The following is a 23,117-nucleotide window of genomic DNA, read 5'->3' on the forward strand; positions in this document are numbered from 1 at the left end:
GCAGAGTATTTGAGAGGGATAGCATGCGCCAGGATCAACTCGATGGCCTAGTGACCTTCGTACATGTAGCCGAGCATTGCAGCTTCACTTTGGCTTCACACCAAATGGGTGTGTCGCCCTCGGCTGTCAGCCAGGTTGTACGTAGCCTTGAAGGGCGGTTAGGGGTTGTATTGTTCAAACGCACTACACGCAGTGTGAAATTAACTGAGGTCGGTGAGCGCTTTATTAATCGAGTAAAGCCCCTGATCGTGGAACTAGCCCAGGCAACTGAGGAAATCGCTTATAGCACTGTCGAACCCTCGGGAGTGTTGCGTCTGGTCGCAACGACCCCGGCTTATTTGACGGTGCTGCGCCCGGCCCTGGGCCGTTTTCTCCAACGTTATCCTGCCATCGACATGGAGATTATCCTGTGCGAATCGAGGGTGGATCTGGTTCGTGAAGGCTTCGATGCAGGTCTCGGCCTGGATTGGCAGATCGATCGAGACCTGGTGGCCGTCGGCGTCGGGCCGGAGCGATGCATGCTTGCGCTAGCCTCACCCGACTATCTGGCTCGCCGTGGGATACCTGCTCACCCGAACGACTTGCTAAAGCATGACTGCATCGGCTACCGCCAAGTGGGAAGCGGTGTTGTTGAGCGCTGGACGTTCGACAGCGAACAGGGAAGCCTTCATCTCAGTATCAAGAGCCGGCTGGTATACAGCGATTCGGCGGCGCAGTTACAGGCTACTCTAGACGGACTGGGTATCGCCTATCTGTCCAGCGGCCACACTGACTCCCTGCAGCAGGAGGGGCGTCTGGTCAGGGTGTTGGCGGGTTGGGAGAGGGCGGTTTCCCCTTACATGCTCTATTTTCCGGATCGCCGGAGCATTTCCAGTCGCCTGCGCCTGTTCATCGATCACCTGCGTGGGGCTGAGGTCGAGGGACCGGGTCGAGCGGCCCCTGAATCATTTTCGACTCGGCCCTGATGTCTGGGGGCGAGTATTAAGTTTGCCTTCAAGGCTCTTGCACGAATGTGCGGTTTTCAGGGGGATGCTGGCTATCTAGTCTTTGGGGTGGACAGCGAAAGGAGATGACCATGCGCCAGATCCCTGTTCTAGCGGCCGCATGTGGTCTGTTGTCGTTATCGCTAGCCCATGCTCAGACCGATGTGGCGCAGCTACTGCAAAGCAATGCCTGTAAGGCCTGCCATCAGCCAGCGACCCGCATCGTAGGACCGTCGTGGCAGGAAATCGCCCAGCGCTACGGCGATGGCAGCAAGAACGCCGAGCAGTTGAGTGCCAGTATGAAAAACGGTAGCTCAGGGCAATGGGGGCTGTGCCTATGCCGCCTCAGACCTAGTTGAGCGATGTTGATCTGGTCAGCATCGCCGAGTGGCTTTTGAGCACAAATCATTAGAAACAAACCGCCCGAAACGACGTGTGTACCACTGCCATAACTATGATTCGACCCGCTCACCGTTGCGAGCAGCAAAGGGATTAAAGCGGACCCCTACCGGATTGGCGAGGAGGTTTCATGGCTCATGTTCTCAAGATCAACGGCACCGAGCATCAGGTCGACGTGGACGACGACACGCCCCTATTGTGGGTGCTGCGCGACGTGCTCGGCATGACCGGTACCAAGTTTGGCTGCGGCATGGCGTTGTGCGGTGCCTGCACCGTGCACATGAACGGCAACGCGGTGCGCTCCTGCGTCATGCCGGTCAGTGCCGTGGTCGGCGCCGAAATCACTACCATCGAGTCGGTCGGCGAAACGCCGGCTGGCAAGCGCATACAGGAAGCCTGGCTGGCCCATGAAGTCGTGCAGTGCGGCTACTGCCAGTCCGGACAGATCATGTCCGCCACCGCCTTGCTGGCGCGCAACGCCAACCCCAGCGACAGCGACATTGACGGTGCGATGGCCGGCAATATCTGCCGCTGCGGCACCTACGTGCGGGTACGCGAGGCGATCAAGATCGCCGCCGGCCAGTCGCCCGTTGCCAGAGCGGAGGGCTGAACATGAACGGCAGCCAACACATGGCGCAGCCCCTGGGCTTCAGCCGCCGCGTTTTCCTCAAGGCAAGTGCCGCGGTCGGCGGCGGTCTGCTGATCAGCTTCGCCCTGCCGGGGCTGATGCGCGGTGTTCAGGCCACGGAGGGCGCCTTCGCCCCCAACGCCTACGTGCGAATCGATCGCGACGGCCGCATCTTCCTCACCATTCAGCCGGTGGAGATGGGCCAGGGCACCTACACCTCGATGCCGGCACTGATTGCCGAGGAATTGGAGGTCGGCCTCGATCAGGTGATCATCGCGCATGCGCCGGCGGACGATCAGCGCTACGCCAACCCTATGCTGGGCTTCCAGGTCACCGGCGGCTCGACCTCGGTGCCGGCCAACTGGACGCCCCTGCGTGAGGCGGGGGCGGCGGCGCGCATCCTCCTGGTGGCGGCCGCAGCGCAACAATGGGGGGTGGCGGCCGACAGCTGCAAGGCGCAGCGCGGCGAGGTGTTGCACCCGACCAGCGGGCGCAAGTTCGGCTACGGCGAACTGGCGGACGCCGCGGCCAAGCTACCGCTGCCCGAGAGCCTGCCGCTGAAGGAGCCGAAGGACTTCAAGCTGATCGGCACCGCCGCCAAGCGCACCGACTCGCCGGACAAGGTCAACGGCAAGGCGGTGTTCGGTATCGACGTGCACCCCGAGGGCATGAAGGTGGCTGCGATCATGCTCTGCCCGGTGGTCGGCGGCACCCTCGATTCGGTCGATCCAGAACCGGCTATGGCGGTGCGCGGCGTGCACCAGGTGGTGCGCACCGACAACTCGGTGGCCGTTGTCGCCGACCACATGGGGGCCGCGCGCAAAGGGTTGGCGGCGTTGCAGATCAAGTGGAACGGCGGCGCCAACGCCAAGGTGTCCAGTGCGCAGATGCTCGAGGACATCAAGGCCGCCTCGATGCAGCCTGGAGCGCAGGCCCGCAGCGAGGGCAACGTCGAGGAGGCGCTGGCCAAGGCGGCGAAAAAGCTCGAGGTGACCTACCATGTGCCGTTCCTGGCCCATGCCTGCCTGGAACCGGTGAACTGCACCGTGCATGTGCGCAAGGACGCCTGCGACCTGTGGCTGGGCATCCAGGTGCCCGCCCGCGCCAAGGCGGTGGCGGCGCAACTGACCGGCCTGCCGGAGGCGGCCGTGCAGGTGCACAACCACCTGATCGGCGGCGGTTTCGGCCGGCGCCTGGAAGTGGATTTCGTCGCCGATGCGGTGAAGATCGCCAAGCAGGTCGACTATCCGGTGAAGGTCATCTGGTCGCGCGAGGAGGACACCCGGCATAGCACCCTGCGACCCTTCCACTACAACCATCTGAGTGTGGGGCTGGACGAGCAGAATCGCCCTATCGCCTGGACGCACAAGGTCACCGGCGGCTCGATCCTGGCGCGCTGGCTGCCTGCGGGTTTCATCGACGGCGTCGATGGCGACGCGGTGCGCGATGCCTGCGGCCCCTACGCCTTCCCCAATCTCAGCGTGCACTACGTGCGCCACGAACCACCGAGCGGCATCCTCCCGGCCTTCTGGCGTGGCGTGGGGCATACGCAGAACGCCTTCATGGTCGAGGGGCTGCTCGATGAGGCGATCCAGCAGGTCAAGGCCGACCCGTTCGAGTACCGTTACCCGCTGCTGCAGCAGCACCCGCGGGCGATCAAGGTGCTCGAGCTGCTGCGGGAGAAGTCTGGATGGGACACGCCGCTGGAACCCGGGCGTGGACGCGGCCTGGCCTTGACCCACTGCTTCGGCACCTTCGCCGCGCAGGTGGCCGAAGTGACCGTTAGCCCGAATGGCGAGGTGAAGGTCGACAAGGTCACCTCGGTGGTCGACTGTGGCATCGCCATCAACCCGGACAGCGTGGTCGCGCAGATGCAGGGCGGCACCATCTTCGGCCTGACTGCGGTGCTTTACGGCAACATTACCTTCAAGGATGGCCAGGTGGAGCAGGGCAACTTCGACACCTATCGCATGCTACGGATCAACGAGACGCCGGTGATCGAGACCCATGTGGTGGCGAGCAGCGAGTCGCCCGGTGGCCTCGGCGAGGTGCCGACCGTGACTATCGCCCCGGCGGTGGTGAATGCGGTATTCGCCGCCACCGGCAAACGCCTGCGCAGTTTGCCCATCGACCCCGAAGAGCTCCGCCAAGCCTGACCGGGAGCACCGCCTGCACCTGTCGAGGGGCAGGCGGCTGGCGCGTGCGTCGAGCGTCGGCGGCCCTGACGGACATGCGGGAGAGCAGGGTTAGCAGGCCGTAGAAAAACTACCTACGTGACCAATACTGCGTTAATAACGGCCTGTTAGCCGTGCAGTGCCGGCTCGCAATCATGGATGGGCGCCTCGCGTTCCTTGAGCATCCTCCCGTCGCGGCCGTTGAAATGGGCGGTGATCTCCGCCAGCACCGACAGCGCCACGCTTTCCGGCGCGTCCCCACCGATATCCAGTCCCATGGGGTAATGCAGGCAGGCGCAGGCGTATAGCGAACGAACGTCCGGCGCCATCTCGCCGAGCAGGCGTTCGGTGCGGCTGCGCGGGCCCAGTTGGCCAATATAGGCGGGCTGCTGGCGCAGCGCCTGTTCCAGCCAGTGACGATCCTGGCTGTAGCTATGGGACATGACGACCACCGCGGCGTCGGCGACCAGCGCCGCGAGATCATGGGGGTGGTCGAGCTGGAGGTTCAGCACCTGCTCGGCCTCGGGGAAGCGTTCACGGCGGGCGAAATGGCTGCGCGCGTCGACCACCGCCACCTGCCAGCCCTGCTGCCTGGCTAGGCTCACCAAGGGCTGGGCATCGTGGCCGGCGCCGAAGACTACCAGCTTGCGCGGTGGCGGCAGGTACTCGAACAGGACTTCGACCTCGCCGCTGTCCAGGCGATAACCTTGGATCGCCGAGCGGCGCAGTCCCAGCGTTTTGTGCAGATCGGCCGACAGCAGTGCCACCAGTGACGGGTGCTCGACCAGGACGTGCAGTTCCCCCGTGGTGTCGACGGCGGCGCGCTCGCCGAGGCGCACGGCCGTGGCGCCGCTGGCGATCACCGTGGCCAACACCGCGGGGCACTTGGCTGAGAGCACTTGGCGCAGCAGTTGCGCCGGCAGGAAGGGCTGCCCGGCGCGAATGCGCTCCAGCAGGATATGCACCGTGCCGTTGCAGCCCAGGCCGAAGGCCAGTTCCTCCTCTTCCCCGGCCTCGTCGCTGTCGACGCCGGTGCTGTAGCTGCGCACCACGGGAACCCCCGCTTCGGTCAGCCACCAGGCCTTCCTGGCCAGGTCACCCTCCAGACAACCACCGCTCACCGTGCCGAGCGCGGCGCCAACCTGGGGGATGAGCATGCGCGCGCCGGGGCGCCGATAGGCCGACCCCTCGACCTTGACCACGGTCGCCAGCACCGCGTCCTGACGTGTGGCGGCAAGTTCGTCCAGGGCTTCCAGCAGTTTCGCAATCTCGCTCATGGGCTCGCTGTTCCGATCAGGGAGTGGCAGTCCTGATTATTAACCAGGGCGTGCGTGGGATTGCCCGCTATACACGCATAGCCCTTGAAGCATTGCTTAATACTGTTCGCCTGTGCGGTGGCTATGGCTTCAGTTTTTCTCAATCGACAGGCGTCTTTATATCGTTTGTCGGCCCGCGGTGAGCTGCCGAACATACCTCCATGGCGCCGTGGTCGCGGCACCTGCAACTGGAGGTCCAACAATGAATACGTCCCTGTGGAGCGAAGGCGCTCCCGCGAGGCTGCTCGCTTCCTGCCACCGTGCATCTGGCGAGATCGTTTTCCCGCCGGTTTCCGCCCACTCGCCGCTGGCCGACCAGTACGAAGGCCTGCTCTTGGAGGGCGAGGGCACTCTCTACAGCTTCACCGTCATCCACCCGGGCTCTAAGAGCGGGCAGCAGCCCTTCGCCCTGGGCTACCTGGATCTGCTCGGCCCGGCGCGCCTGTTCGGCCGAGTCAACGGCACGCGCCGTCCGGCCATCGGCGATGTCTGTCGGGTAGTGCCCGACGCCACCTATGGCTATGCGTTCGAACTGGCGGAGGATGCGCAATGAAGCAGATGCACGTGATGGGCGGGGCTATGACCCGCTTCGGCAAGCATGTGGGCGTCAAGGCCCCTGAACTGGCGCAGCAGGCGATTCTCGCCGCGGTGGCCGACGCCGGCCTAGTGCTCAAGGATATCCAGGCCATCTACTGCGCCAACGTGCTGGGCGGTATGATCCTCGGCCAGGTCATCCTACGCGACCTCGGTCTGGCTGGTATCCCCGTCTACAACATCGAGAATGCCTGTGCCAGCGGCGCCACCGCCGTGCACCTGGCCAAGCACGCGCTGCTGGCCGAGCAGTACGACACCGTACTGGTGTTCGGCATCGAGCAACTGACCGCGCTGGGTGGCGGCACCATCCCGATGCAGCGCAACGACGAGAAGACCGACCTCTATGCCGCAGCCGGCATGGTCTTGCCTGCCGTCTACGCCATGCGCGCCACGCGCTTCCTCCACGAGCGCGGCGCCCAGCCTGCCGACCTCGCCGCCGTGGCGGTGAAGAACCGCTTCCACGGGTCGCTCAACGAATACGCCCAGCAGCGCAACGCGGTGACCCTGGAAGAGGTGTTGGCCTCGCGTATGATCGCCGATCCTCTGACCCTGCTGCAGTGCTGCCCGTCCCAGGTTGATGGCGCCGCGGCGCTGGTACTTGGCAAGCGCTCCGGCCCGCATGCCAAGGACGTACGCGTGCTCGGCTCTATTGTGGTCTCGGGCCTGGCCGAAGGACCGCGTGACGACATCCTCGACGCCGAGATCACCGCCCGCGCCGCGCGCCTGGCCTACGAGCAGGCCGGCGTCGAGCCAAGTGACGTCGATGTGGTCGAGCTGCACGATGCCTTCACCATCGCCGAGCTGCTCTACTACGAGGCCCTCGGCCTGGCTGCGCCGGGCGAAGCGGTGGCACTGCTGCATTCCGGCGCCACCAAGGTCGGTGGCCGTGTGCCGGTGAACCCCAGTGGCGGCCTGCTGGCCAAGGGGCACCCGCTGGGAGCCACCGGTGTGGCGCAAATGGTCGAGCTGATGTGGCAGTTGCAGGGCCGTGCTGGCGCACGCCAGGCCAACGCGCCACGTATCGGTGTGGCGCAATGCACCGGCGGCGGCATCGCCGGCGTCGACCACGCCGCTTCGTCCGTGCACGTGCTGGGGGTGTGAGATGAACAAGCAACGTTTTCACAGCAGCCAGATCGCGGCCGTCACCGGCGCCGCACGCGGCATCGGCCTGGGCATCGCCAGTCGCCTGGCGGCGCAGGGAGTGACCGTCTATCTGTTGGATCGCGACGAGGCGGCGCTGGCCGCCGCCGTCACCCGTCTACGCGACCTGAGCATGGAGGTGCACGGCCTCGCCCTCGACCTCACCGACGGCGAGGCGGTCGAGCGCGCCTTCGCGCAGATCGGCGAACGTCACGGCGCCCTGGATTTTCTGGTGAACAACGCCGGCGTGGTGCGCGACAAGCGCTTCCTGAAGATGACCGAGGAAGACTGGGACCTGGTGGTCGATACCAACCTTCGCGCGCAGTTTCTCTGCTGCAAGGCGGCGTTGCCGCTGATGCTGGAGCGCGCGTTCGGTCGTATCGTCAACCTATCCTCGCGTGCCTGGCTAGGCGGCTTCGGCCAGGCCAACTACTCCGCGGCCAAGGGTGGGGTGGTCAGCCTGACCCGCAGCCTGGCGATCGAATTCGCCGCCAAGGGCATCACGGTCAACGCCGTTGCCCCCGGCATCGTCGACACGCCGCTGTTCCAGAGCTTCGATCCCGAGGTGCAGGCGCGGCTCAAGGACACCGTGCCAGTCAAACGCATCGGCACCCCGGACGACATCGCTAACGCGGTGGAGTTCTTCCTCGACCCGGCCAGTTCCTACGTCACCGGGCAGACCCTCTACGTCTGCGGCGGGCGTAGCCTGTCGTCGGCGAGCGTGTGAGGAGGTAGCCATGGCCGTAACTCTGGAAATCCACGGCGCGGTCGCCCGCATCGTCCTCGACCGCCCCGAGGCGCTTAATGCGCTGAACCTTGAGGCGCTGCGCGAACTGCGCGCGCATCTGGCCGAGGTGCGCGACCGCCGCGAAATCCGCACGGCGATCCTCACCGGGAGCGGCGAGCGGGCCTTCTGCGTCGGCGCCGACCTTAAGAGCACGCGCGACTCGTCCGCTTCCTACGCCGAGGCGCTGTTCCTCGCCAATGAGCCGTCGGCGGATGCGGGCCTGTATATCCGCCTGATGGACCTCACCGATCTCGAACTGCGCAAGCCGCTGATCGCGGCGGTGAACGGCCACTGCCTAGGTGGCGGGTTGGAGCTGGCCCTGCAGTGCAGCCTGCGCATCGCCTCAGCGAATGCCAGCTTCGGCCTGCCGGAGGCGGTGGTCGGTTCGATTCCTGCCGTCTCCGGTCTACACCGGCTACTCAGGGCGGTGCCTGCGGCCCATGCCATGCAGATGGCGCTGACCGGGCAGCGTCTCGACGCGCGCCAGGCGGCGGCCATCGGCCTGGTTTCGGAAGTCGCCGACAGCCACGCGGCGCTGAACGAACGCGCCTTCGCCTTGGCCGAGCACATCGCCGCCGCCGCGCCGCTGGCGGTGCAAGCGCTGCAGGCGCTGTCGACGCAGACCGCGCACCTGTCTGAACGTGATGCCCAGCGCCTCACCGAGCTGTACTGGGGCGTGCTGCGTGACACCGAGGATCGCCTGGAAGGGCGGGCCGCGTTCGCCGAGAAACGCTCACCGGACTATCGGGGGCGCTAGCCCCTGGAGGTAGACATGCACTTGCACAACCCGTTTCTGCAGAGCCTTGGCGTCGAGCTGGCCCACTGGGCGCCCGGCGAAACCGAGTTTCGCATGCCCATCGAGGTCCGCCACCTGAACCGCCAGGGCATGCTCCATGGCGGGCTGATCGCCACCCTGCTGGATGCCGCCTGCGGTTACGCCGGGCTGCATGCGGGCGAGGGCGAGGAGGAGGTGCACGGGGTGACCGTGATGCTCAACATCGCCTACCTCAGCGCGGCCCGCGAAGGCAGCGTGATCGCCAGAGGCCGGGTCAACCGCCGGGGACGCAGCCTGTACTTCGCCGAAGCCAGCCTGGCCACGGCGGACGGCGAGCTACTGGCTACCGCCCAGGGCACCTTCAAGCAGGGAGGGCGCCGCCATGCTGCGTGATGCCTTGCAAGGCCTGACGGTGCTGGACTTCACCCAGATCGCCGCGGGGCCGACCTGCACCATGCTGCTGGCCGACATGGGCGCGCGGGTGATCAAGATCGAACCGCCGGAAGGCGAGCTGGGCCGCACCCTCGGCCCCGCCTGGGTCGGCGCCGACAGCGCGCTCTACCACGGCTTCAATCGCGGTAAACTCGGCGTCTGCCTGGATCTCAAGCACCCGGACAGCCTGGCCATCGTGCAGCGCATGGTGGCCGAGGCCGACGTGCTGATCGAGAGCATGCGCCCGGGGGTGATGGCCCGGCTCGGCCTGGGTTACGAGGCCCTGGCCGAGTTCAATCCGGCACTGGTCTACTGCTCCATTTCCGCCTACGGCCAGCAAGGCCCCTACGCCGACCGCGCAGGCGTCGACGGCATCCTGCAGGCCGATTCCGGGTTGATGAGCCTGATCGGCCTGCCGGGCGCGCCGCCGTGCAAGGTGCAGGCGCCGGTGGTGGACGTGGTGACCGGCTACATGGCCTGCATGGCCATCCTCGCCAAGCTGCAGGCGCGCCAGCGCGACGGCCAGGGCGGGCATCTGGACGTCAACCTGATGAACTCGGCCCTGGCGCTGCAGCAATCGTCGATCACCAGCTACCTGCGCGATGGCGCACTACCGACCCCCATCGGCAGTGCGGCGCCCTATGCGGCGCCCAACGAGGCGTTCCAGACCGCCGACGGCTGGATCATGGTGGCGGCCTACAACGGCAACCGCTGGGAGCGCCTGTGCAGCGTGCTCGGCCATGCCGAGTGGGTGGAGGATCCGCGCTTCGTCAGCTCCGGCCAGCGGGTGAAACACCGTGCGGAGATGCAGACCGCGCTCAACCACGTGTTCGTCACCCAGCCGACCGCGCACTGGCTGCAGGTGTTGCGCGGCGCCGACATTCTCTGCGCCAAGGTGGCCAACTACGGCGACCTGCTCGATCACCCGCAACTGGCTGAGAACGGCGTGCTGGCGCCGGTCGAGCACCCCCGGCACGGTACCCTGCGCACGGTGGGCTTCCCGGTGAACAGCGCCGAGGCGGCGGCCGAACCCTACCGGCCGGCGCCGGATCTGGGCGAGCATTCGCGCACGGTGCTGCAGAGCTTCGCCTTCAGCGACGCCGAGATCGAGGCGCTGGCGAGTAGCGGCGCGTTGCGCGAGCGGCGGGCTGTCGCGGCCTCCTAATAGCTCCAGCCATAAATGACGACGCCGCGCCGGATATTCCGGGGCGGCGTCGTACTTTTCAGGGGAGCGGCCGAGCGGTCTGAGTGGCAGGGCGTTCAGCTCGCGTTGCGGGTCAGGCGCGCCTGCTCCAGCAGCCACAGGCGGAAGGTGGTCATGTCTTCACTTTCGGCTCTGTGCTTGGGCGTCAGCAGGTAGTAGGTGTAGGCGCCCATGTCCACCGACTGGGCGAAGGGCCGCACCAGCGTGCCCTCGCGCAGCTCCTTCTCCACCAGGAACAGCTGGGCCATGGCGATGCCCTGACCGCCGACGGCGGCCGCGTAGGCCATCGACGAACTCTGGTAGCTCATGCCTGCACGCGCATCCACCTGGCCGATGACGCCGGTGGCCTCCAGCCAGTGTGTCCAGTCGTCGGGGCGGGCGAGGGAGTGCAGCATGCTGTACTCGGCCACGTCGGCCGGCGCATGCAGGCCCGGCTCCGAATCGAGCAGGGCGGGACTGCACACCGGCGCCAGGACGTTGTCGCTGAGCACGTAGCAGTTGCAGTTGGGCCAGTCGCCGGAACCGAGGCGGATGGCCGCGTCCAGGTCTTCGTTGTGGAAGTCCACTGGGTCCAGCGAGGCGGTCAGCAGCACCTCGATCTTCGGGTGCTCTTGGTGGAAGCTGGCCAGACGCGGGATCAGCCACTGCATGGCGAAGGTGGTGTAGGCGCGTACCTTGATCTGCCGGCGCTTCGGCGGCCGTTTCAGCTTGCGCGTGGCGCTGCGCAGCTCCTCGATGATCCGGGCCACGGCATTGAAGTACTGCTTGCCGGCGGGAGTGAGGGTGATCTGCCGGTGGCCGCGGATAAACAGCGGCTGCTCCATGAATTCTTCCAGGCTGCGGATCTGCCGCGATACGGCGCCTGGCGTGACATTCAGTTCATCGGCGGCAACGGTGATGCTCAAATGACGAGCGACGGCTTCGAAAGCCCGTATGGCATTGAGGGGAGGCAGTTTGTCCTTCATTGCAATCTTCTTGTCGGAGTCGGCGGACGGCACGCATCTTACTCTAGTTAAGCTTGATAAAAACTCAAGCCAATGGCTCATTTTAATCGCTTGCCACGCGCTCCGAAGCCTCCTTGGCTTCGCCGCGGACGCCATCACAACAGCAAGAGAGTACCGCTCCATGACGACTGCAAAGCGGGTCGCAGCGCTCGACCCTATTCCTTCCGTTCGCCCCTGTTTCACACTGTCCCGCTGCGTCCTGGTCCTTCTGGGGAGATGGTGCTGGCGGCCAGCGCACCGGTGCAGGCCGAGCTGCTCGCGGGTTCCAAGGCCAGCCTGGAGCTGCGCAACTTCTACTTCAACCGCGACTTGCGCCACGCCGGCGCCGGATAGAGCAAGGCCGAGGAGTGGGAACGCAACACCGACCTGGGCTACGTTATCCAGAGCGGCTCGCTGAAGTGGAGCAACGCCACGAGCCGCAACAACTTCGGCAGCGATATCGACGAGCACCGGCCGATCCTCAGCTACAGCCTGCCGCTCTGGTAAGGGCAAAGGGCTAAGCAAGGCCGAGCCGGCGAAACTCGACTTGCTGGCGTTGCGTGGGCCCTGACAGGGCCAGCGGGATGCCGGCGTCGTTCGGCGACCTTTTCCATATATTTCGCGCCCGCCACAGGCATGCGACTTGCTGCTTTACTGAAGTACGCTGAAACCTGCGAGGGGCCTCGGATGAACAGGAACGACCTGCGTCGCGTCGACATGAACCTGCTGGTGATTTTCGAAACCCTGATGTTCGAGAAGAACCTGACCCGTGCCGCGGAGAAGCTGTTTCTCGGCCAGCCTGCGGTCAGCGCTGCCCTGGCCCGCCTGCGCGATCTGTTCGATGATCCCCTGCTGGTGCGCAACGGCCGCGTTTTCGAGCCCACGGCGCGCGCCCTGGCGATCCTCAAGGAGTTGCAGCCGGCCATGGATACCATTTCCTGCGCCGTCAGCCGAGCCCGGGAGTTCAACCCCGCGACCAATCGCGATACCTTCCGTATCGGCCTGTCGGACGATGCCGAGTTTGGCCTGTTCCCGGCCCTGCTCAAGCAGATGCGCGAAGAGGCGCCCGAGGTGGTGATCGTGGTGCGCCGGGTCAACTTCCTGCTGATGTCGGCGATGCTGGGCTCGGGGGAGATCTCCGTCGGTGTCAGCTACACCACCGAGTTGCCGGCCAATGCCAAGCGCAGGAAGCTACGCGACCTGCGCGTCAATGTCCTGCGCGGGGATGATCGCCCCGGTGCGCTGACCCTGGATGAATACTGCGCGCGCCCCCATGCGCTGGTGTCGTTCTCCGGCGATCTGAGCGGCAATATCGACAACGACCTGGCCCGGTTGGGCCGCTCACGCCGGGTCGTGCTGGCGGTGCCGCAGTTCAGTGGGCTGCGCTCCATCCTGGCGGGTACCGAACTGCTCGCCTCGGTGCCCGACTATGCCGCGGCGGCACTGATCGAAGGCACCGGGCTGCGTGCCGACGACCCGCCATTCCCCATCGTCACCTCCGACCTGTCCATGGTCTGGAGCGGGGTGACCGACAATGACCCCGCCGAGCGCTGGCTCAGGAGCAAGATCGTCGAGCACATGTCCGCGCCGACGCCCGGCGGCTAACAGGCCGTGGCAGAGTCGTCACGGACCTCCGTGAGATACACGGAAAGGTCGGTCATGGGCGGCTTGGCGGGAATCTCGAAGTACATCTGCACCACCCAGCCGCGGTGATAGTTCGCGTGGTTGACCACATGCAACAACATGGCGCCGGCCGTCATGGCGCTACGCGCGCCGGAGACGAAGGTGAAGGTGATGAGTTCGTTCAGTGATTCATCGGTTTGCTGCGTGCTCCACGCGATGAACCAGTCGTTGATTTCCTCCTGTGCGCGACGCAGGTCGGCGAACTCCGGGTAGGGCACTTCCATTCGCGTCTTGAAGCCGTGCTCCCGGCGCTGCAGATGGGCCTGCCAGATACGGTCGACCACATGCACGTGGTTGAGGGTGGCAATCATGCTCTTGAGCGGACCGGCGCGCTCCTTGCCGAGTTCTTCGGCGGGCAGGGTGGCGAGGCTGTCAAAGAAGACCTTATCGGCCCAGCGCCTGTACTGGCTGAGCATGCTGGCCGTGGCGACGTTGATCATCGGGTGTCCTCCCAGAGGCGGAGTGGTAGGTGTCCTTCGGTTGGTTTCTCCAGGTAGGCTTTGCATGTGAATACTGGGTATAGACCATACGCCTGGCAAGGTCGACGGATTCTCGCCCGCAAACGAAAACGCCCGGCGCGGATCGCTCCGCCATGGGGCACGAGATAAAGATCGATGGCGACTGTAGGTGCGCGGGGATGGAACGAGAGGCTTACTTGGTTGGACGCTCAGTCCCTGGCACCCACCCTAAGGGCACCAGCGCGATCACGGTCCTAATAGCGCTCGCATCCCAAATTGGCCGCCGGTTATGCGGAACAGCCAGTGTACGGGATCGGCGCCAAGCCGTTTGCGGGCCGCGGTGACGCCACTTCTGGCCAGCAGGTCGCTAGAGGCCAGCCCCTGAGATGTTCAGACGCCGCGCCACCTTCATGCACAGGCTCGTCACGGAACAACGCCATACCGAGCACCAACCAAAGCACCTGATCACTGGGCAGACGCCGTCGACGTATGGATGCTTGCGTGGAAAGACACAGCGCGGATTCCACCCGCCCGACAGGGATGTTCTGAGTAAAGGTACACAGATCGGAAAAGTTGAGCAGGTCGCCCAGATCGAGCAGATGCTGTTGGAAAGTCATAAAAAATCCGATGCCAGAGTCCTGGCATCGGATTGTCGGGAAACGGCCCGCTGAGACTCAAATGCTTAAGTGAACAGCATTACGACTATCATCTGGGTTACAGGAGCTGCTTACGCGACACGGTTGCGTTCGCGCAGACGGTCGGAGCCGCCTTCGGCGATCTGGCGGATGCCCGGAGTGCGCTCGGAACCGCCTTCGGCGATCTGGCGCATGCCCGGGGTACGCTCGGAACCGCCTTCGGCGATCTGGCGCATGCCGGGAGTGCGGGAGGAGCCGTCCTCGGCGACGGTGGGCAGCGGTTGGCTGCTCTGGCTGCCGTGAGCCTCTCCGATGATTGGCTGTTCCTTGCCATAGGCGGCATGTAAATTGGCGCTTGCAGCGATCAGGGTGGCGCTGAGGATCAGGAAGCTGAACTTTTTCATGGTGGTGACTCCGGTTATCAAAATGTTGGTATCCGGGGCGGTCAGGGCATTGTGTGACAGGCGTCGCTCTGAGTACCCGTTGCAGCGGGGCGGTCCCGTTCTCTGCATGGGTTCAGATTAATTTTGGATATGAATTGGCGTTATCTGATAAATGCCGACTTTTTGCCTGATTCTCTCGGCGTTGCAGTCAACTCATGGAGCGTTGGCCATGATCGTTCTTCCAGGTTCGGCTCGCGGCGACCGGCCGCTGGACGCTGGCGAGAGCGGCTCAGCGAACCTTTCTGCCTGCGAAGATCGCCAGCAACGCGACCAGCGCGAACGAGCCCCCGGCCAGCCCAAGCCCCTGCCAGCCGTAATGCCCGGCCGCGGCGGAACCGAGCATCGATCCCAGCGCACCGCCACAGAAGTAGGCCACCATGAACACCGTATTCAGACGGCTTACCGCCTCCGGTGCCAAAGCGAGGGCGCGGGTCTGGCTGGCCAGTTGATTGGCCCGGTTGCCCAGGTCGATGCTGCTGGCGACCAGCAGAATGAGCCACCACCAGCCGAGCTCTCCGGCAAAGTAGAGCCCGGCGTAAGTGATCAGCAAGACGAGCGCCCCGGTGTAGCTCAGGCGCATTCCGTGGCGTGCGGTCAGCCTGCCCAGGTAGGCGGAGCAGAGGATACCGAACACCGCCGACAGGCCGAACAGCCCGGCCTGGGCGCTGCTGTAGCCGTAGGTCGGCTGGGCGAGAAGCGAGGCCATGGCGCCCCAGAACACGTTCAGCGCGCCGAAGGTCAGGGCGCCGATCAGCGCGGACCAGCGCAGCGTCGAGTACTGCCGCAGCAGGTCCCACAACGAGCGCATCAGCGCCAGGTAGCGTTGCTGGCTGGATGGCACGCTGGTCGGCATTCGAGCGAAGATCGCCAGCGCCAGCAGCAGGTTCAGCCCGGCGGCGAGCAGATACATGCCGCGCCAGCCCAGCCAGGTGCTGACCACGCCACTTAGTGCACGGGCCAGCAAGCCACCGGCCGACAGGCCGCTGACCATCATGCCCAGCACTTGGCCACGCTGCGCCGGGGCGGCCAGCACGGTAGCGGCCGGAATGATGATCTGTGCGCTGATGGCCGACAGCCCCAGCGCCGCACTGGCCACCAGCAGCAGAACGAAACTGGGTGCCAGTGCGGAGGCGACCAGGCTCAGCGCATTGAAAGCGAGCATCACCAAGATCAGAGTCTTGCGCTGCAGGCGGTCGCCGAGTGGTACGAACAGCAGCAGGCCGAACGCATAGCCGATCTGGGTGAGCATGGCGATCTGCCCGACATGCACGGCGGAAATGCCGAAGCTCTGCCCGATCAGCGGCAGCATCGCCTGGTTGTAGTAGACGGTTGCGACCGACAGGCCGCAGCAGATGGCCAGGGTGAAGATGGTGGTCGGGGACAGGCCGGCCTTGGCTGCCTGCATGGGCGGCTCCGTATTACCGAGGGCTTGCGTTGGCTCACGCTAGGCGGTGCAGCGCTCGGTCCTCAAGCGACAAGAACTCAGCCTCGCTTGAGCTCGGCTCAAGCGACTGGCCGCGCGCGTAGAGCCAGCCGCAAAACCAGCGTGGTGAGCTATTAGCCGTCGGTAGCAGCTCGACGTACAGGGGCAATATCCAGCAGGGAAATGGCGTGCAGATGGCCAGGCGTCTTGAAGCGTAAGTGATCAATCGAAGCATTCGTAAGCGGCACTTCAAAGCCTCTACAGCGCCGCCCGTATTGCCTGATCGAGCGTCGGCATCGACCATGCGCCAACCCCGGGCGACAGCCCACGGGCCGAAAAGAGGAGCCACCCCAGTCTAAATTCGCCCAAGAGGTAACCCGTGATGGATGTGCATGTCAGACCCATAGCCTATCGCCAAGTGCTCGGTTTCGTGGCCAGCCTGTGGCTACGCCGTCGCGGTTACTTCTTTCTCGGCCTCAGTCTGACGCTGGCGGCCACCGGCTTCGACCTGCTGCTGCCCTGGGCCTCGGCGCAACTGATCGAAAGCGTCGCCGATAGCGCCGACAGGGCGACCGTGTGGCAGAGCTGGACGCTGTTGCTGGTAGCTTTCGCCGGCTTCGCCGTCAGCCGCAACCTGGCCCACCGCCTGTGGATTCCTCTGGCTGCTCGCAACATGCAGGCGGTACTGCTGCAGGGCTTCGAGCACGTGCTGTCGGCACCGGCCGACTGGCATGCAACCCAAGCCACGGGCGATACCGTGCGGCGCCTGCGCCGGGCGATGGAGGGCTACGATGCGGTCACCGACGCCGTCACCATTCACTTGGGGCCGGCGCTGGTGGTGCTGCTCGGGCTGATCCTGATGATCGGCTGGCGCGAGCCGCTGGCCGGGGTGCTTGCACTGCTGGTGGCGATGGTCTTTGTCGCCAGCAACCTGCTGGTGGGCATGCACTGGATTCGCCCGGCGAGCCTGCAGGCTAATGCCACCGACAGCCAGCTCAGCGGCCTGGTGGCCGATGTATTGTCTGCCAGCGTGACGATCAAGGGCTTCTCCGCCGAGGGGCGCGAGCGCAACTACATGGCCGAAGTCGCCGGCGTCTGGGGCGCGTCCTCGGCCATGGCCTGGCGCCGCTTCGTCGACCTCGGCCTGGTGCAGAATCTGCTGCTGTTGCTGCTGCTCACCGGGTTGAGCGGCGTGGCGCTGTACACCTGGACGCGCGGAGAGACGGGCGCCGGCGACGTGGCCTTCGCGGTGACCTCCTTCCTGTTGATGGCCGGCTACCTGCGCGGTTTCGGGGAAAACCTGCGGGTGGCGCAGAAGGGCCTGGAGGATGCAGCCGATGCCCTGATGCTGACCGCACTGCCCAGCGAGGAGACCGCTGGCCGGGTGCCGCATGCCGCACCCTGGCGCGGCGAGGTGGTGTTCGAGGGGGTGACCTTCGCCTACCCAGCGACGGAGTCGCGCGTGCTCGACGGTCTCGATCTCTATGTTCGCCCTGGGGAAACGCTGGCCATCGCCGGCGCCAGTGGCTCTGGCAAATCCACCGTCGCCCGCCTGTTGCAGCGCTTCTACAGCCCGCGTCACGGACGCATCCTGTTGGACGGCCACGACATCGCCACGTTGCCCCTGGCAGCCTTGCGCCAGCACGTGGCGGTGGTGTCTCAGGAGCCGATGCTGCTGAACCGCTCGATCCGCGACAACATCGGCTATTCGCGGCCGACGGCCAGTCTGGAGGAGGTGATAGCCGCGGCCAAGGCCGCCTGCGCACATGACTTCATCATGCAACTGCCCCAGGGCTACGACACCCAGGTCGGTGCCTACGGCGCTCGCCTGTCCGGCGGCCAACGTCAGCGCCTGGCACTGGCGCGCGCGTTGCTGGTGGATGCACCGCTATTGCTGCTGGACGAGGCAACCTCGGCGCTCGATCCGCAGACCGAGGCCCGGGTGCTGGCCAGCATCACCGCGCTGCGCCCGCAGCAGACGCGCATCGTCATCGCCCACCGACCGGCGGCGATACTGGCGGCGGACCGGGTGCTGTGGATGGAGGCGGGGAAGGCCAGCGAAACTAGCGCGAGCCGTGCGCTCTGAGTACACCCTCTCCCTCTGGGAGAGGGATGGGGTGAGGGTATGCCTGACAACTCTTTCTGGATGGCTACATAATCAGCGGCGCTTCTATTTGTTGTGGCACGGCACCCCGCTCGTTACGCAGAAAGTCGATCAGGGCTCGCAGCTTGGCCGGGACTCGGCGCCGGTTCGGGTAGTACAGATGCAGTGCAGGCAGGTCCGGACTCCACTCCGGCAGCAGGCGGACCAGCCGGCCGTGTTCGAGCAGGGACTCGATGTAGCCGTTGATCATGTACGCGATGCCGAGGCCCTCGAGTACCGTACGCACGAGGATCTCGGAGTCGTTGAGGATCAGGCGGCCCTTGACCAGCAGGTCGAATTTCTCCTCGTCGCGGGCGAAGGCCCAGCGCTCAATCTGACCGCTGGTGGTATGGCGGAAACCGATGCAGTCATGTTCGAGCAGGTCGCGCGGATGTTCAGGCGTACCGCGCCGCGCCAGATAGTCGGGGGAGGCGATGATCTGCGCCTGCAGTGGCGGCCCGACCGGCAGCGCGACCATATCCTTTTCGACCAGATTGCCGAAGCGTATACCGGCGTCGAACCCCTGAGCGACGATGTCCGCCAGCAGGTTTTCCACGCGCAGCTCCAGGTTGATTTCCGGATAGGCCTCCATGAAGCGGCGCAGCACCGGCTGCAGCACGATCAGGTAAGCGGCGCGCGGGACATTGACGCGCAGTAGCCCGGCCGGGTGATCGGCTTCACGACCTAGCTCCCGTGAGGCAGAGGTCAGTTGCTCCAACGCCGGTTGCACCCGCTCCAAGTAACGCTCTCCGATCTCGGTCAGGCTGACGCTGCGGGTAGTGCGGTTGAACAGCACCAGGCCGAGGCGCTGCTCAAGGTTGCGAATGTTCTGGCTCACCGCCGAGGGCGAGACGCCCAGCTTCACCGCTGCAGCGGAAAAGCCCTTCTCCTCGGCGACGGCGATAAAGGTTAGCAATCCGTCCAGGTGGTCTTGGCGCATGTGGTGCTCCGGCATTGATGGGGGGCCGAATGTACGTCATTGCCACCGCGCCGATTATGCAGATGAACTTCAAGGGGCATGCAGCGGGCCTAGCTGGAATTACACCTACCATACTAGTAAACGCGCAGGTGGAAGGATTCACCAGCCTGACGCCGCTCAGTTCTGTTGCAGAGCGCTTCGGGTGAACTCGATGAAGGCCTTGAGCGCAGCGGGGACGTGGCGGCGGCTCGGGTAGTAGAGGTGCAGCCCCGGGTAATAGGGGCACCAGTCCTCCAGCACCTGAACCAGGCTGCCGGCGGCCAGATGCTCGCTGACCATGTCCTCGAATACGTAGGCCAGACCCACCCCCTGCAGCGCAGGCCCGACCATCAGGTCGACGTCGCCGAGGATCAGAGGCCCTTCCACATCGATTTCCAACTCGATGCCACCACGGGCGAACTCCCAGCGGTAGTAGGCGCCGCTGGGGAAACGATGGCGGATGCAGGGCAGGCCGTGCAGATCCTGCGGTTTCTGCGGCGCCGCATGGCGTTGGAAATACTCCGGCGAGCCCACCACCACTGAGCGCATGTAGGGGCCGATGGCCAGGGACACCATATCCGCCTCCAAGCGTTCGCCGAAGCGCACGCCTGCGTCGAAGCCGGCAGAGACGACGTCTACCAGGGCGTCGTCGGTGACGATATCCAGGCGCACGTCCGGGTAGGCCTCGAGAAATCGACTAGCCAATGGCAGCAGGACCAATTGCGCGGCAGGGCGGCCGGCGGTGATGCGCAGGTTGCCCGAGGGTTTATCGCGGAAGGTGTTGAGGTCCTCTAGGGCATCGTCGATATCGCGAAACGCCGGCTTGACCCGGGTATAGAGGCGCTTGCCAGCCTCGGTCAACGCCACGCTACGGGTGGTGCGGTTGAACAGACGGACTCCTAGGCGAGTTTCCAGCGCACGTAGTGCATGACTCAGCGCCGATGGGGAGAGCCCGAGTTCCACCGCCGCCCGGCTGAAGCTGAGGTGATGGGCGATGCACAGGAAGATCGAAAGGTCGGCAGCGGAGACGGGTTTCATATGTGAAATAATCTCACAAAGTCATGCGAATTTATTGGGATTATCACATCAGTAGTTGGGTTTTAGAGTGACGTCAACTCATCGAGAAGGCCCGGCAATGGTGCAGGGTCACTGACAGGAGGAGTTGATATGCGTACTTGGTTCATTACTGGAGCTTCCCGTGGTTTTGGCACGCTGATCGCAGAACATGCTCTGCGTGCCGGTGATGCCGTGATTGCCACCGCTCGCAAACCTGAAGAAATCGAGGGCCGCCTCGGCAGCCATCCTAACCTGCTGGCCGTGCGTCTGGATGTGACCAACGAGGCCGAGGCCCATCAGGCCGTCGCCGAGGGTGTCAAACACTTCGGCCGCATTGATGTGCTGGTCAACAACGCGGGCTTCGGCGTGCTCGGCGCGGTGGAGGAGACCAGCGCCAGCGAAACCGAGCGCTTGTTCGCCACCAACGTATTCGGTGTACTCAATGTGATCCGCGCGGTACTGCCGCACATGCGTCGCCAGCGCTCCGGTCACATCATCAACATTTCCTCAATCGGCGGTTACCAGGCCTACATGGGCTGGGGCGTCTACGGCGCCACCAAGTTCGCGGTGGAAGGCATCACCGAGGCATTGCACCAGGAAATCGCTCCGCTGGGTATCCATGCCACCGTGGTCGAGCCAGGATTCTTCCGCACCGACTTCCTCGACGAGCAGTCGCTGGTGAAGACCGCGCTTGAACTGCCGGACTACGACGACACCGTCGGTGCCATGCGCCGCTTTGCCAAGGACTACAACCACGCGCAACCGGGCGACCCGGTGAAGTTCGCAGAGGCCATGCTGGCCTTGGTCAACGCGCCGAAGCCGCCGCAGCGCCTGCCCCTGGGCAGCGATACCGTGGCACGCATCGAGGAAAAGAACCACTTCGTCGCCAGCGAGCTGACCGAGTGGAGAGACCTGGCCCTGTCCACCGACTTCCAGCCCTGACGCAATCATCCAACCTTGAGGAGGAAAGACCGATGAAAACCATCCTGATCTCTGTACTCGGCGTGCTGATGACCACTCAGGCCATGGCCGCCAATCAACCGACCACGCTGTTGTCCGACACGGCCGTCGATTATCACTACGGCATGCACCTGGATATCGCCCGCGTGGTGTCCCATAGCGAGATCCAGGCCGCATGCCATGTGGTGCCTGCGGAATTAACCTACGAGGACTCCAATGGCGAGCAGCACACGGTTCGCTATCAGGTAAGGGGCAGCGGCTGCCAGGGCAGCTGAGACTCAAACCAGCAGTTACAGAAGCCGGGCTTGCCCCGGTTTCTGTGTTTTCGGGGCCTAAGATGGTGTGGACAAAACAATGTGGCGGTTCACGCAGCGACGCTGAGAAAGGCGCTCAAGACGGCTGGTGTGATTCTCGTCAAGACCAACGTGGCCGCGCAGACCGCGCCAGAGAAGCCGCCTCGCCGCTATGGCTCTACCGAGGTGCATCGGCGGCAGACGGCCGAGAAAAACTATCCCAGCAGTTTGACCGACGCCGAGTGGGCTCTGGTAGCTGATCTGTTCTCGCCCAGGGGACGCCGCGGCGTGCCGCCTGTGCATGGCCGGCGCAGCATGCTCGATGCCTGCTGCTATGTGCTCAGGACCGGCTGCGCCAGGCGCATGCTGCCGCAGGGATTTCCTCTCTGGGATAACGTCTACGAGACGTTTCGCCGCGAGAGTGCGCAAGGCAGTTTGAGCAGATGCATAATTGTCTGCGGGCGCAGTGCCGGGAGCGCGAGGAGGGAGCTGTCGAGCCGGCGGCCGTGTTGGATGCCCATCCACACGACATTCACCTAAGGCGGACCGCACGGCAATGACGACAAGGGGTTTGGCTTTATCCAGCCGGAGCAGGGCGGGGCAGAACTTTTAGCGCACATCTCCGCCATGCGTGGCGACCGCAGGCCAGTTTCGGGGATCGGGTCATGTATATCGCAGGCAAGGATGCCCAGGGCCGTGCTCGCGCAGAACATATTCGCGTAGCCGGCGAACTCGCGCTTGATCGTCCTGCTATTCGCCGTAAACCCCGCCTGGGCAAACTCGCTGTTGCCCCCGTTGACAAAGCCAAGTCACGCCAGGTAAACCCTGCGCGGGACAGTGGGGCTATTCAGCATCTCGGCCTCAGTTTGTTGCTGCTGGCGGTACTCTGTGTGCTACCTGTGATGGGCGGTTTGCAGCTGTTCTTGCAGTCGGGGATTGTCTGGGTGTTGGCGGCTTATCCGTTGGCCAGCCTGATCAGTTTTGCCCAGTACTGGCAGGATAAATCCAGCGTTCAGGCTAGCCGCTGGCGTACGCCGGAAAAGGCTCCGCATCTGCTCGAATTGCTGGGCGGCTGGTCTGGCGCGCTGGTAGCGCAGCAGTGCTTTCGACATATGACGCGCAAGCTGTCCTATCAGCTGGTGGTTTGGCTGATCATCGCTGCGCATCAGCTGGTATGGATTGACTGGTTGCTGCTCGATGGCCATGGGTTCGGTGAGCTGCTGCGTCGTTACCTGCCGCTGTAATACCCTAAACCGGCTGATCCCAGCGGCTGAAGGCTTCACTGATATGTTCGATCCAGGCGCGCACGGCTGGCAGCATGCCGCGTCTGTGGGTGTACACCGCCTGCAGATTGCCGGTGGGCAGCGCCCAGTCAGGCAGCAGGCGGATCAGCCGGCCGCCGGCCAGTTCATCCAGGCACAGGGGCGCGGGCAGCATGGTAAAGCCCAGGCCGGCCAAAGCTGCGTGCTTGCGTACGCTGAAGTCCTCGATGGCCAGGCGCGCTTCCAGCACGACTTCCTGCACGCGCCCGCTGTCATGCTGCAAGCGCAGGTGAATTCTGCGGTCCGCCTCCAGGGCACCCAGGGCAGGCAGCGCTGAGAGGTCGTCAGGCGTGCTGATCTTGGCGTCCCGTAGCAAGGCGGGTGCGGC

General features: G+C 64.8%; 24 protein-coding genes and 3 pseudogenes. 18 read left to right on the top strand and 9 right to left on the bottom strand.

What is annotated here, in order from left to right; translation table 11 throughout:
- Positions 1-23: 23 nt before the first annotated feature.
- From G9C89_RS21285 to G9C89_RS21300, 4 genes are all read left to right on the top strand, one after another.
- On the top strand, positions 24-965 hold the full coding sequence (locus tag G9C89_RS21285) for a LysR family transcriptional regulator (protein WP_172151952.1): 942 nt from the start codon (positions 24-26) through the stop codon (positions 963-965).
- 110 nt (positions 966-1,075) lie between these two features.
- Complete coding sequence (locus G9C89_RS21290) at positions 1,076-1,342, top strand: c-type cytochrome (RefSeq protein WP_218575956.1); 267 nt, start codon at positions 1,076-1,078, stop codon at positions 1,340-1,342.
- 170 nt (positions 1,343-1,512) lie between these two features.
- Complete coding sequence (locus tag G9C89_RS21295) at positions 1,513-1,992, top strand: (2Fe-2S)-binding protein (RefSeq protein WP_172151955.1); 480 nt, start codon at positions 1,513-1,515, stop codon at positions 1,990-1,992.
- A 2-nt stretch (positions 1,993-1,994) separates the two neighbouring features.
- The gene (locus tag G9C89_RS21300; protein WP_172151957.1) at positions 1,995-4,166 is read left to right on the top strand and encodes a xanthine dehydrogenase family protein molybdopterin-binding subunit; all 2,172 of its coding nucleotides are present in this window, start codon (positions 1,995-1,997) and stop codon (positions 4,164-4,166) included.
- 146 nt (positions 4,167-4,312) lie between these two features.
- Here the strand turns inward: G9C89_RS21300 and G9C89_RS21305 are convergent, their stop codons facing one another.
- The gene (locus G9C89_RS21305; protein WP_172151959.1) at positions 4,313-5,461 is read right to left on the bottom strand and encodes an XdhC family protein; all 1,149 of its coding nucleotides are present in this window, start codon (positions 5,459-5,461) and stop codon (positions 4,313-4,315) included.
- 241 nt (positions 5,462-5,702) lie between these two features.
- Here G9C89_RS21305 and G9C89_RS21310 point away from each other — a divergent pair, with 241 nt between their 5' ends.
- The 6 genes from G9C89_RS21310 to G9C89_RS21335 are packed head-to-tail and all read left to right on the top strand — an operon-like array spanning position 5,703 to position 10,393.
- Positions 5,703-6,053: a Zn-ribbon domain-containing OB-fold protein gene (locus tag G9C89_RS21310; RefSeq protein ID WP_172151968.1), complete on the top strand. Its 351-nt coding sequence runs from the start codon at positions 5,703-5,705 to the stop codon at positions 6,051-6,053.
- Positions 6,050-7,195 carry a thiolase family protein gene (locus G9C89_RS21315; RefSeq protein ID WP_172151970.1) on the top strand — a complete coding sequence of 382 codons (1,146 nt, stop codon included), beginning with the start codon at positions 6,050-6,052 and terminating at the stop codon, positions 7,193-7,195. Before G9C89_RS21310 ends, G9C89_RS21315 begins: the two co-directional genes overlap by 4 nt.
- A gap of 1 nt (position 7,196) precedes the next feature.
- A complete protein-coding gene (locus G9C89_RS21320) occupies positions 7,197-7,961 on the top strand; it encodes an SDR family NAD(P)-dependent oxidoreductase (RefSeq protein ID WP_172151972.1) in 765 nt (254 codons plus the stop codon).
- Between the two features lie 10 nt (positions 7,962-7,971).
- Positions 7,972-8,778 carry an enoyl-CoA hydratase/isomerase family protein gene (locus tag G9C89_RS21325; protein WP_172151974.1) on the top strand — a complete coding sequence of 269 codons (807 nt, stop codon included), beginning with the start codon at positions 7,972-7,974 and terminating at the stop codon, positions 8,776-8,778.
- Between the two features lie 15 nt (positions 8,779-8,793).
- The gene (locus G9C89_RS21330) at positions 8,794-9,189 is read left to right on the top strand and encodes a PaaI family thioesterase (RefSeq protein WP_172151976.1); all 396 of its coding nucleotides are present in this window, start codon (positions 8,794-8,796) and stop codon (positions 9,187-9,189) included.
- Positions 9,179-10,393, top strand: coding sequence for a CaiB/BaiF CoA transferase family protein (locus G9C89_RS21335; protein ID WP_172151978.1), 1,215 nt, complete (start codon positions 9,179-9,181; stop codon positions 10,391-10,393). The genes G9C89_RS21330 and G9C89_RS21335 overlap by 11 nt, the downstream gene beginning before the upstream one ends.
- A 95-nt stretch (positions 10,394-10,488) precedes the next feature.
- On the opposite strand, the gene gcvA is transcribed toward G9C89_RS21335, so the two are convergent.
- On the bottom strand, positions 10,489-11,397 hold the full coding sequence (gcvA, locus tag G9C89_RS21340) for a transcriptional regulator GcvA (RefSeq protein WP_172151980.1): 909 nt from the start codon (positions 11,395-11,397) through the stop codon (positions 10,489-10,491).
- A 255-nt stretch (positions 11,398-11,652) separates the two neighbouring features.
- Here gcvA and G9C89_RS25055 point away from each other — a divergent pair, with 255 nt between their 5' ends.
- From G9C89_RS25055 to G9C89_RS21350, 3 genes and pseudogenes are all read left to right on the top strand, one after another.
- A complete protein-coding gene (locus tag G9C89_RS25055; protein ID WP_218575957.1) occupies positions 11,653-11,769 on the top strand; it encodes an OprD family porin in 117 nt (38 codons plus the stop codon).
- A 9-nt stretch (positions 11,770-11,778) separates the two neighbouring features.
- Positions 11,779-11,922: pseudogene (locus tag G9C89_RS21345) on the top strand (OprD family outer membrane porin); the annotation flags it as partial.
- Positions 11,923-12,102: 180 nt separating this feature from the next.
- Complete coding sequence (locus tag G9C89_RS21350) at positions 12,103-13,020, top strand: LysR family transcriptional regulator (RefSeq protein ID WP_172151982.1); 918 nt, start codon at positions 12,103-12,105, stop codon at positions 13,018-13,020.
- On the opposite strand, the gene G9C89_RS21355 is transcribed toward G9C89_RS21350, so the two are convergent.
- The 4 genes and pseudogenes from G9C89_RS21355 to G9C89_RS21370 form a co-directional block, all read right to left on the bottom strand.
- Complete coding sequence (locus tag G9C89_RS21355) at positions 13,017-13,538, bottom strand: DinB family protein (protein WP_172151984.1); 522 nt, start codon at positions 13,536-13,538, stop codon at positions 13,017-13,019. The genes G9C89_RS21350 and G9C89_RS21355 overlap by 4 nt on opposite strands.
- 288 nt (positions 13,539-13,826) lie before the next feature.
- A pseudogene (locus G9C89_RS21360) lies at positions 13,827-14,173 on the bottom strand (transposase domain-containing protein); the annotation flags it as partial.
- Between the two features lie 110 nt (positions 14,174-14,283).
- Positions 14,284-14,595, bottom strand: a complete 312-nt coding sequence (locus tag G9C89_RS21365; protein ID WP_172151986.1) for a hypothetical protein — start codon at positions 14,593-14,595, stop codon at positions 14,284-14,286.
- 268 nt (positions 14,596-14,863) lie between these two features.
- Positions 14,864-16,039, bottom strand: a complete 1,176-nt coding sequence (locus G9C89_RS21370; RefSeq protein WP_172151988.1) for an MFS transporter — start codon at positions 16,037-16,039, stop codon at positions 14,864-14,866.
- Positions 16,040-16,439: 400 nt separating this feature from the next.
- On the opposite strand from G9C89_RS21370, the gene G9C89_RS21375 reads away from it, so the two are divergent.
- A complete protein-coding gene (locus G9C89_RS21375; protein ID WP_256674352.1) occupies positions 16,440-18,143 on the top strand; it encodes an ABC transporter ATP-binding protein in 1,704 nt (567 codons plus the stop codon).
- Between the two features lie 64 nt (positions 18,144-18,207).
- Here G9C89_RS21375 and G9C89_RS21380 read toward each other — a convergent pair whose 3' ends face one another.
- Both G9C89_RS21380 and G9C89_RS21385 read right to left on the bottom strand, forming a co-directional pair.
- A complete protein-coding gene (locus tag G9C89_RS21380) occupies positions 18,208-19,140 on the bottom strand; it encodes a LysR family transcriptional regulator (RefSeq protein ID WP_172151992.1) in 933 nt (310 codons plus the stop codon).
- 156 nt (positions 19,141-19,296) lie between these two features.
- The gene (locus tag G9C89_RS21385; protein ID WP_172151994.1) at positions 19,297-20,196 is read right to left on the bottom strand and encodes a LysR family transcriptional regulator; all 900 of its coding nucleotides are present in this window, start codon (positions 20,194-20,196) and stop codon (positions 19,297-19,299) included.
- A gap of 129 nt (positions 20,197-20,325) precedes the next feature.
- Here G9C89_RS21385 and G9C89_RS21390 point away from each other — a divergent pair, with 129 nt between their 5' ends.
- The 4 genes and pseudogenes from G9C89_RS21390 (at position 20,326) to G9C89_RS21405 (ending at position 22,711) form a co-directional block, all read left to right on the top strand.
- Positions 20,326-21,156: an oxidoreductase gene (locus tag G9C89_RS21390; RefSeq protein WP_172151996.1), complete on the top strand. Its 831-nt coding sequence runs from the start codon at positions 20,326-20,328 to the stop codon at positions 21,154-21,156.
- 32 nt (positions 21,157-21,188) lie between these two features.
- Positions 21,189-21,449, top strand: a complete 261-nt coding sequence (locus G9C89_RS21395) for a DUF2790 domain-containing protein (RefSeq protein ID WP_172151998.1) — start codon at positions 21,189-21,191, stop codon at positions 21,447-21,449.
- Between the two features lie 306 nt (positions 21,450-21,755).
- The gene (locus G9C89_RS21400) at positions 21,756-22,007 is read left to right on the top strand and encodes a transposase (RefSeq protein WP_390623855.1); all 252 of its coding nucleotides are present in this window, start codon (positions 21,756-21,758) and stop codon (positions 22,005-22,007) included.
- A gap of 39 nt (positions 22,008-22,046) precedes the next feature.
- A pseudogene (locus tag G9C89_RS21405) lies at positions 22,047-22,711 on the top strand (DUF1294 domain-containing protein).
- Positions 22,712-22,715: 4 nt separating this feature from the next.
- Here the strand turns inward: G9C89_RS21405 and G9C89_RS21410 are convergent.
- A partial coding sequence (locus tag G9C89_RS21410) for a LysR substrate-binding domain-containing protein (protein WP_256674351.1) occupies positions 22,716-23,117 on the bottom strand: 402 nt, incomplete at its 5' end.

The organism is Pseudomonas tumuqii (genome assembly GCF_013184545.1).
Lineage (GTDB): Bacteria > Pseudomonadota > Gammaproteobacteria > Pseudomonadales > Pseudomonadaceae > Aquipseudomonas > Aquipseudomonas tumuqii.

Excerpts from the sequence above, each read along its gene's own strand:
- G9C89_RS21325 (WP_172151974.1), top strand. The coding sequence starts at position 7,972 with ATGGCCGTAACTCTGGAAATCCACGGCGCGGTCGCCCGCATCGTCCTC.
- G9C89_RS21365 (WP_172151986.1), bottom strand. The coding sequence starts at position 14,595 with ATGAAAAAGTTCAGCTTCCTGATCCTCAGCGCCACCCTGATCGCTGCA.
- gcvA (WP_172151980.1), bottom strand. The coding sequence starts at position 11,397 with ATGAAGGACAAACTGCCTCCCCTCAATGCCATACGGGCTTTCGAAGCC.
- G9C89_RS21385 (WP_172151994.1), bottom strand. The coding sequence starts at position 20,196 with ATGAAACCCGTCTCCGCTGCCGACCTTTCGATCTTCCTGTGCATCGCC.
- G9C89_RS25055 (WP_218575957.1), top strand. The coding sequence starts at position 11,653 with ATGGTGCTGGCGGCCAGCGCACCGGTGCAGGCCGAGCTGCTCGCGGGT.
- G9C89_RS21290 (WP_218575956.1), top strand. The coding sequence starts at position 1,076 with ATGCGCCAGATCCCTGTTCTAGCGGCCGCATGTGGTCTGTTGTCGTTA.
- G9C89_RS21300 (WP_172151957.1), top strand. The coding sequence starts at position 1,995 with ATGAACGGCAGCCAACACATGGCGCAGCCCCTGGGCTTCAGCCGCCGC.
- G9C89_RS21295 (WP_172151955.1), top strand. The coding sequence starts at position 1,513 with ATGGCTCATGTTCTCAAGATCAACGGCACCGAGCATCAGGTCGACGTG.
- G9C89_RS21390 (WP_172151996.1), top strand. The coding sequence starts at position 20,326 with ATGCGTACTTGGTTCATTACTGGAGCTTCCCGTGGTTTTGGCACGCTG.
- G9C89_RS21350 (WP_172151982.1), top strand. The coding sequence starts at position 12,103 with ATGAACAGGAACGACCTGCGTCGCGTCGACATGAACCTGCTGGTGATT.
- G9C89_RS21305 (WP_172151959.1), bottom strand. The coding sequence starts at position 5,461 with ATGAGCGAGATTGCGAAACTGCTGGAAGCCCTGGACGAACTTGCCGCC.
- G9C89_RS21355 (WP_172151984.1), bottom strand. The coding sequence starts at position 13,538 with ATGATCAACGTCGCCACGGCCAGCATGCTCAGCCAGTACAGGCGCTGG.
- G9C89_RS21380 (WP_172151992.1), bottom strand. The coding sequence starts at position 19,140 with ATGCGCCAAGACCACCTGGACGGATTGCTAACCTTTATCGCCGTCGCC.
- G9C89_RS21320 (WP_172151972.1), top strand. The coding sequence starts at position 7,197 with ATGAACAAGCAACGTTTTCACAGCAGCCAGATCGCGGCCGTCACCGGC.
- G9C89_RS21330 (WP_172151976.1), top strand. The coding sequence starts at position 8,794 with ATGCACTTGCACAACCCGTTTCTGCAGAGCCTTGGCGTCGAGCTGGCC.
- G9C89_RS21310 (WP_172151968.1), top strand. The coding sequence starts at position 5,703 with ATGAATACGTCCCTGTGGAGCGAAGGCGCTCCCGCGAGGCTGCTCGCT.
- G9C89_RS21375 (WP_256674352.1), top strand. The coding sequence starts at position 16,440 with ATGGATGTGCATGTCAGACCCATAGCCTATCGCCAAGTGCTCGGTTTC.
- G9C89_RS21395 (WP_172151998.1), top strand. The coding sequence starts at position 21,189 with ATGAAAACCATCCTGATCTCTGTACTCGGCGTGCTGATGACCACTCAG.
- G9C89_RS21370 (WP_172151988.1), bottom strand. The coding sequence starts at position 16,039 with ATGCAGGCAGCCAAGGCCGGCCTGTCCCCGACCACCATCTTCACCCTG.
- G9C89_RS21285 (WP_172151952.1), top strand. The coding sequence starts at position 24 with ATGCGCCAGGATCAACTCGATGGCCTAGTGACCTTCGTACATGTAGCC.
- G9C89_RS21335 (WP_172151978.1), top strand. The coding sequence starts at position 9,179 with ATGCTGCGTGATGCCTTGCAAGGCCTGACGGTGCTGGACTTCACCCAG.
- G9C89_RS21315 (WP_172151970.1), top strand. The coding sequence starts at position 6,050 with ATGAAGCAGATGCACGTGATGGGCGGGGCTATGACCCGCTTCGGCAAG.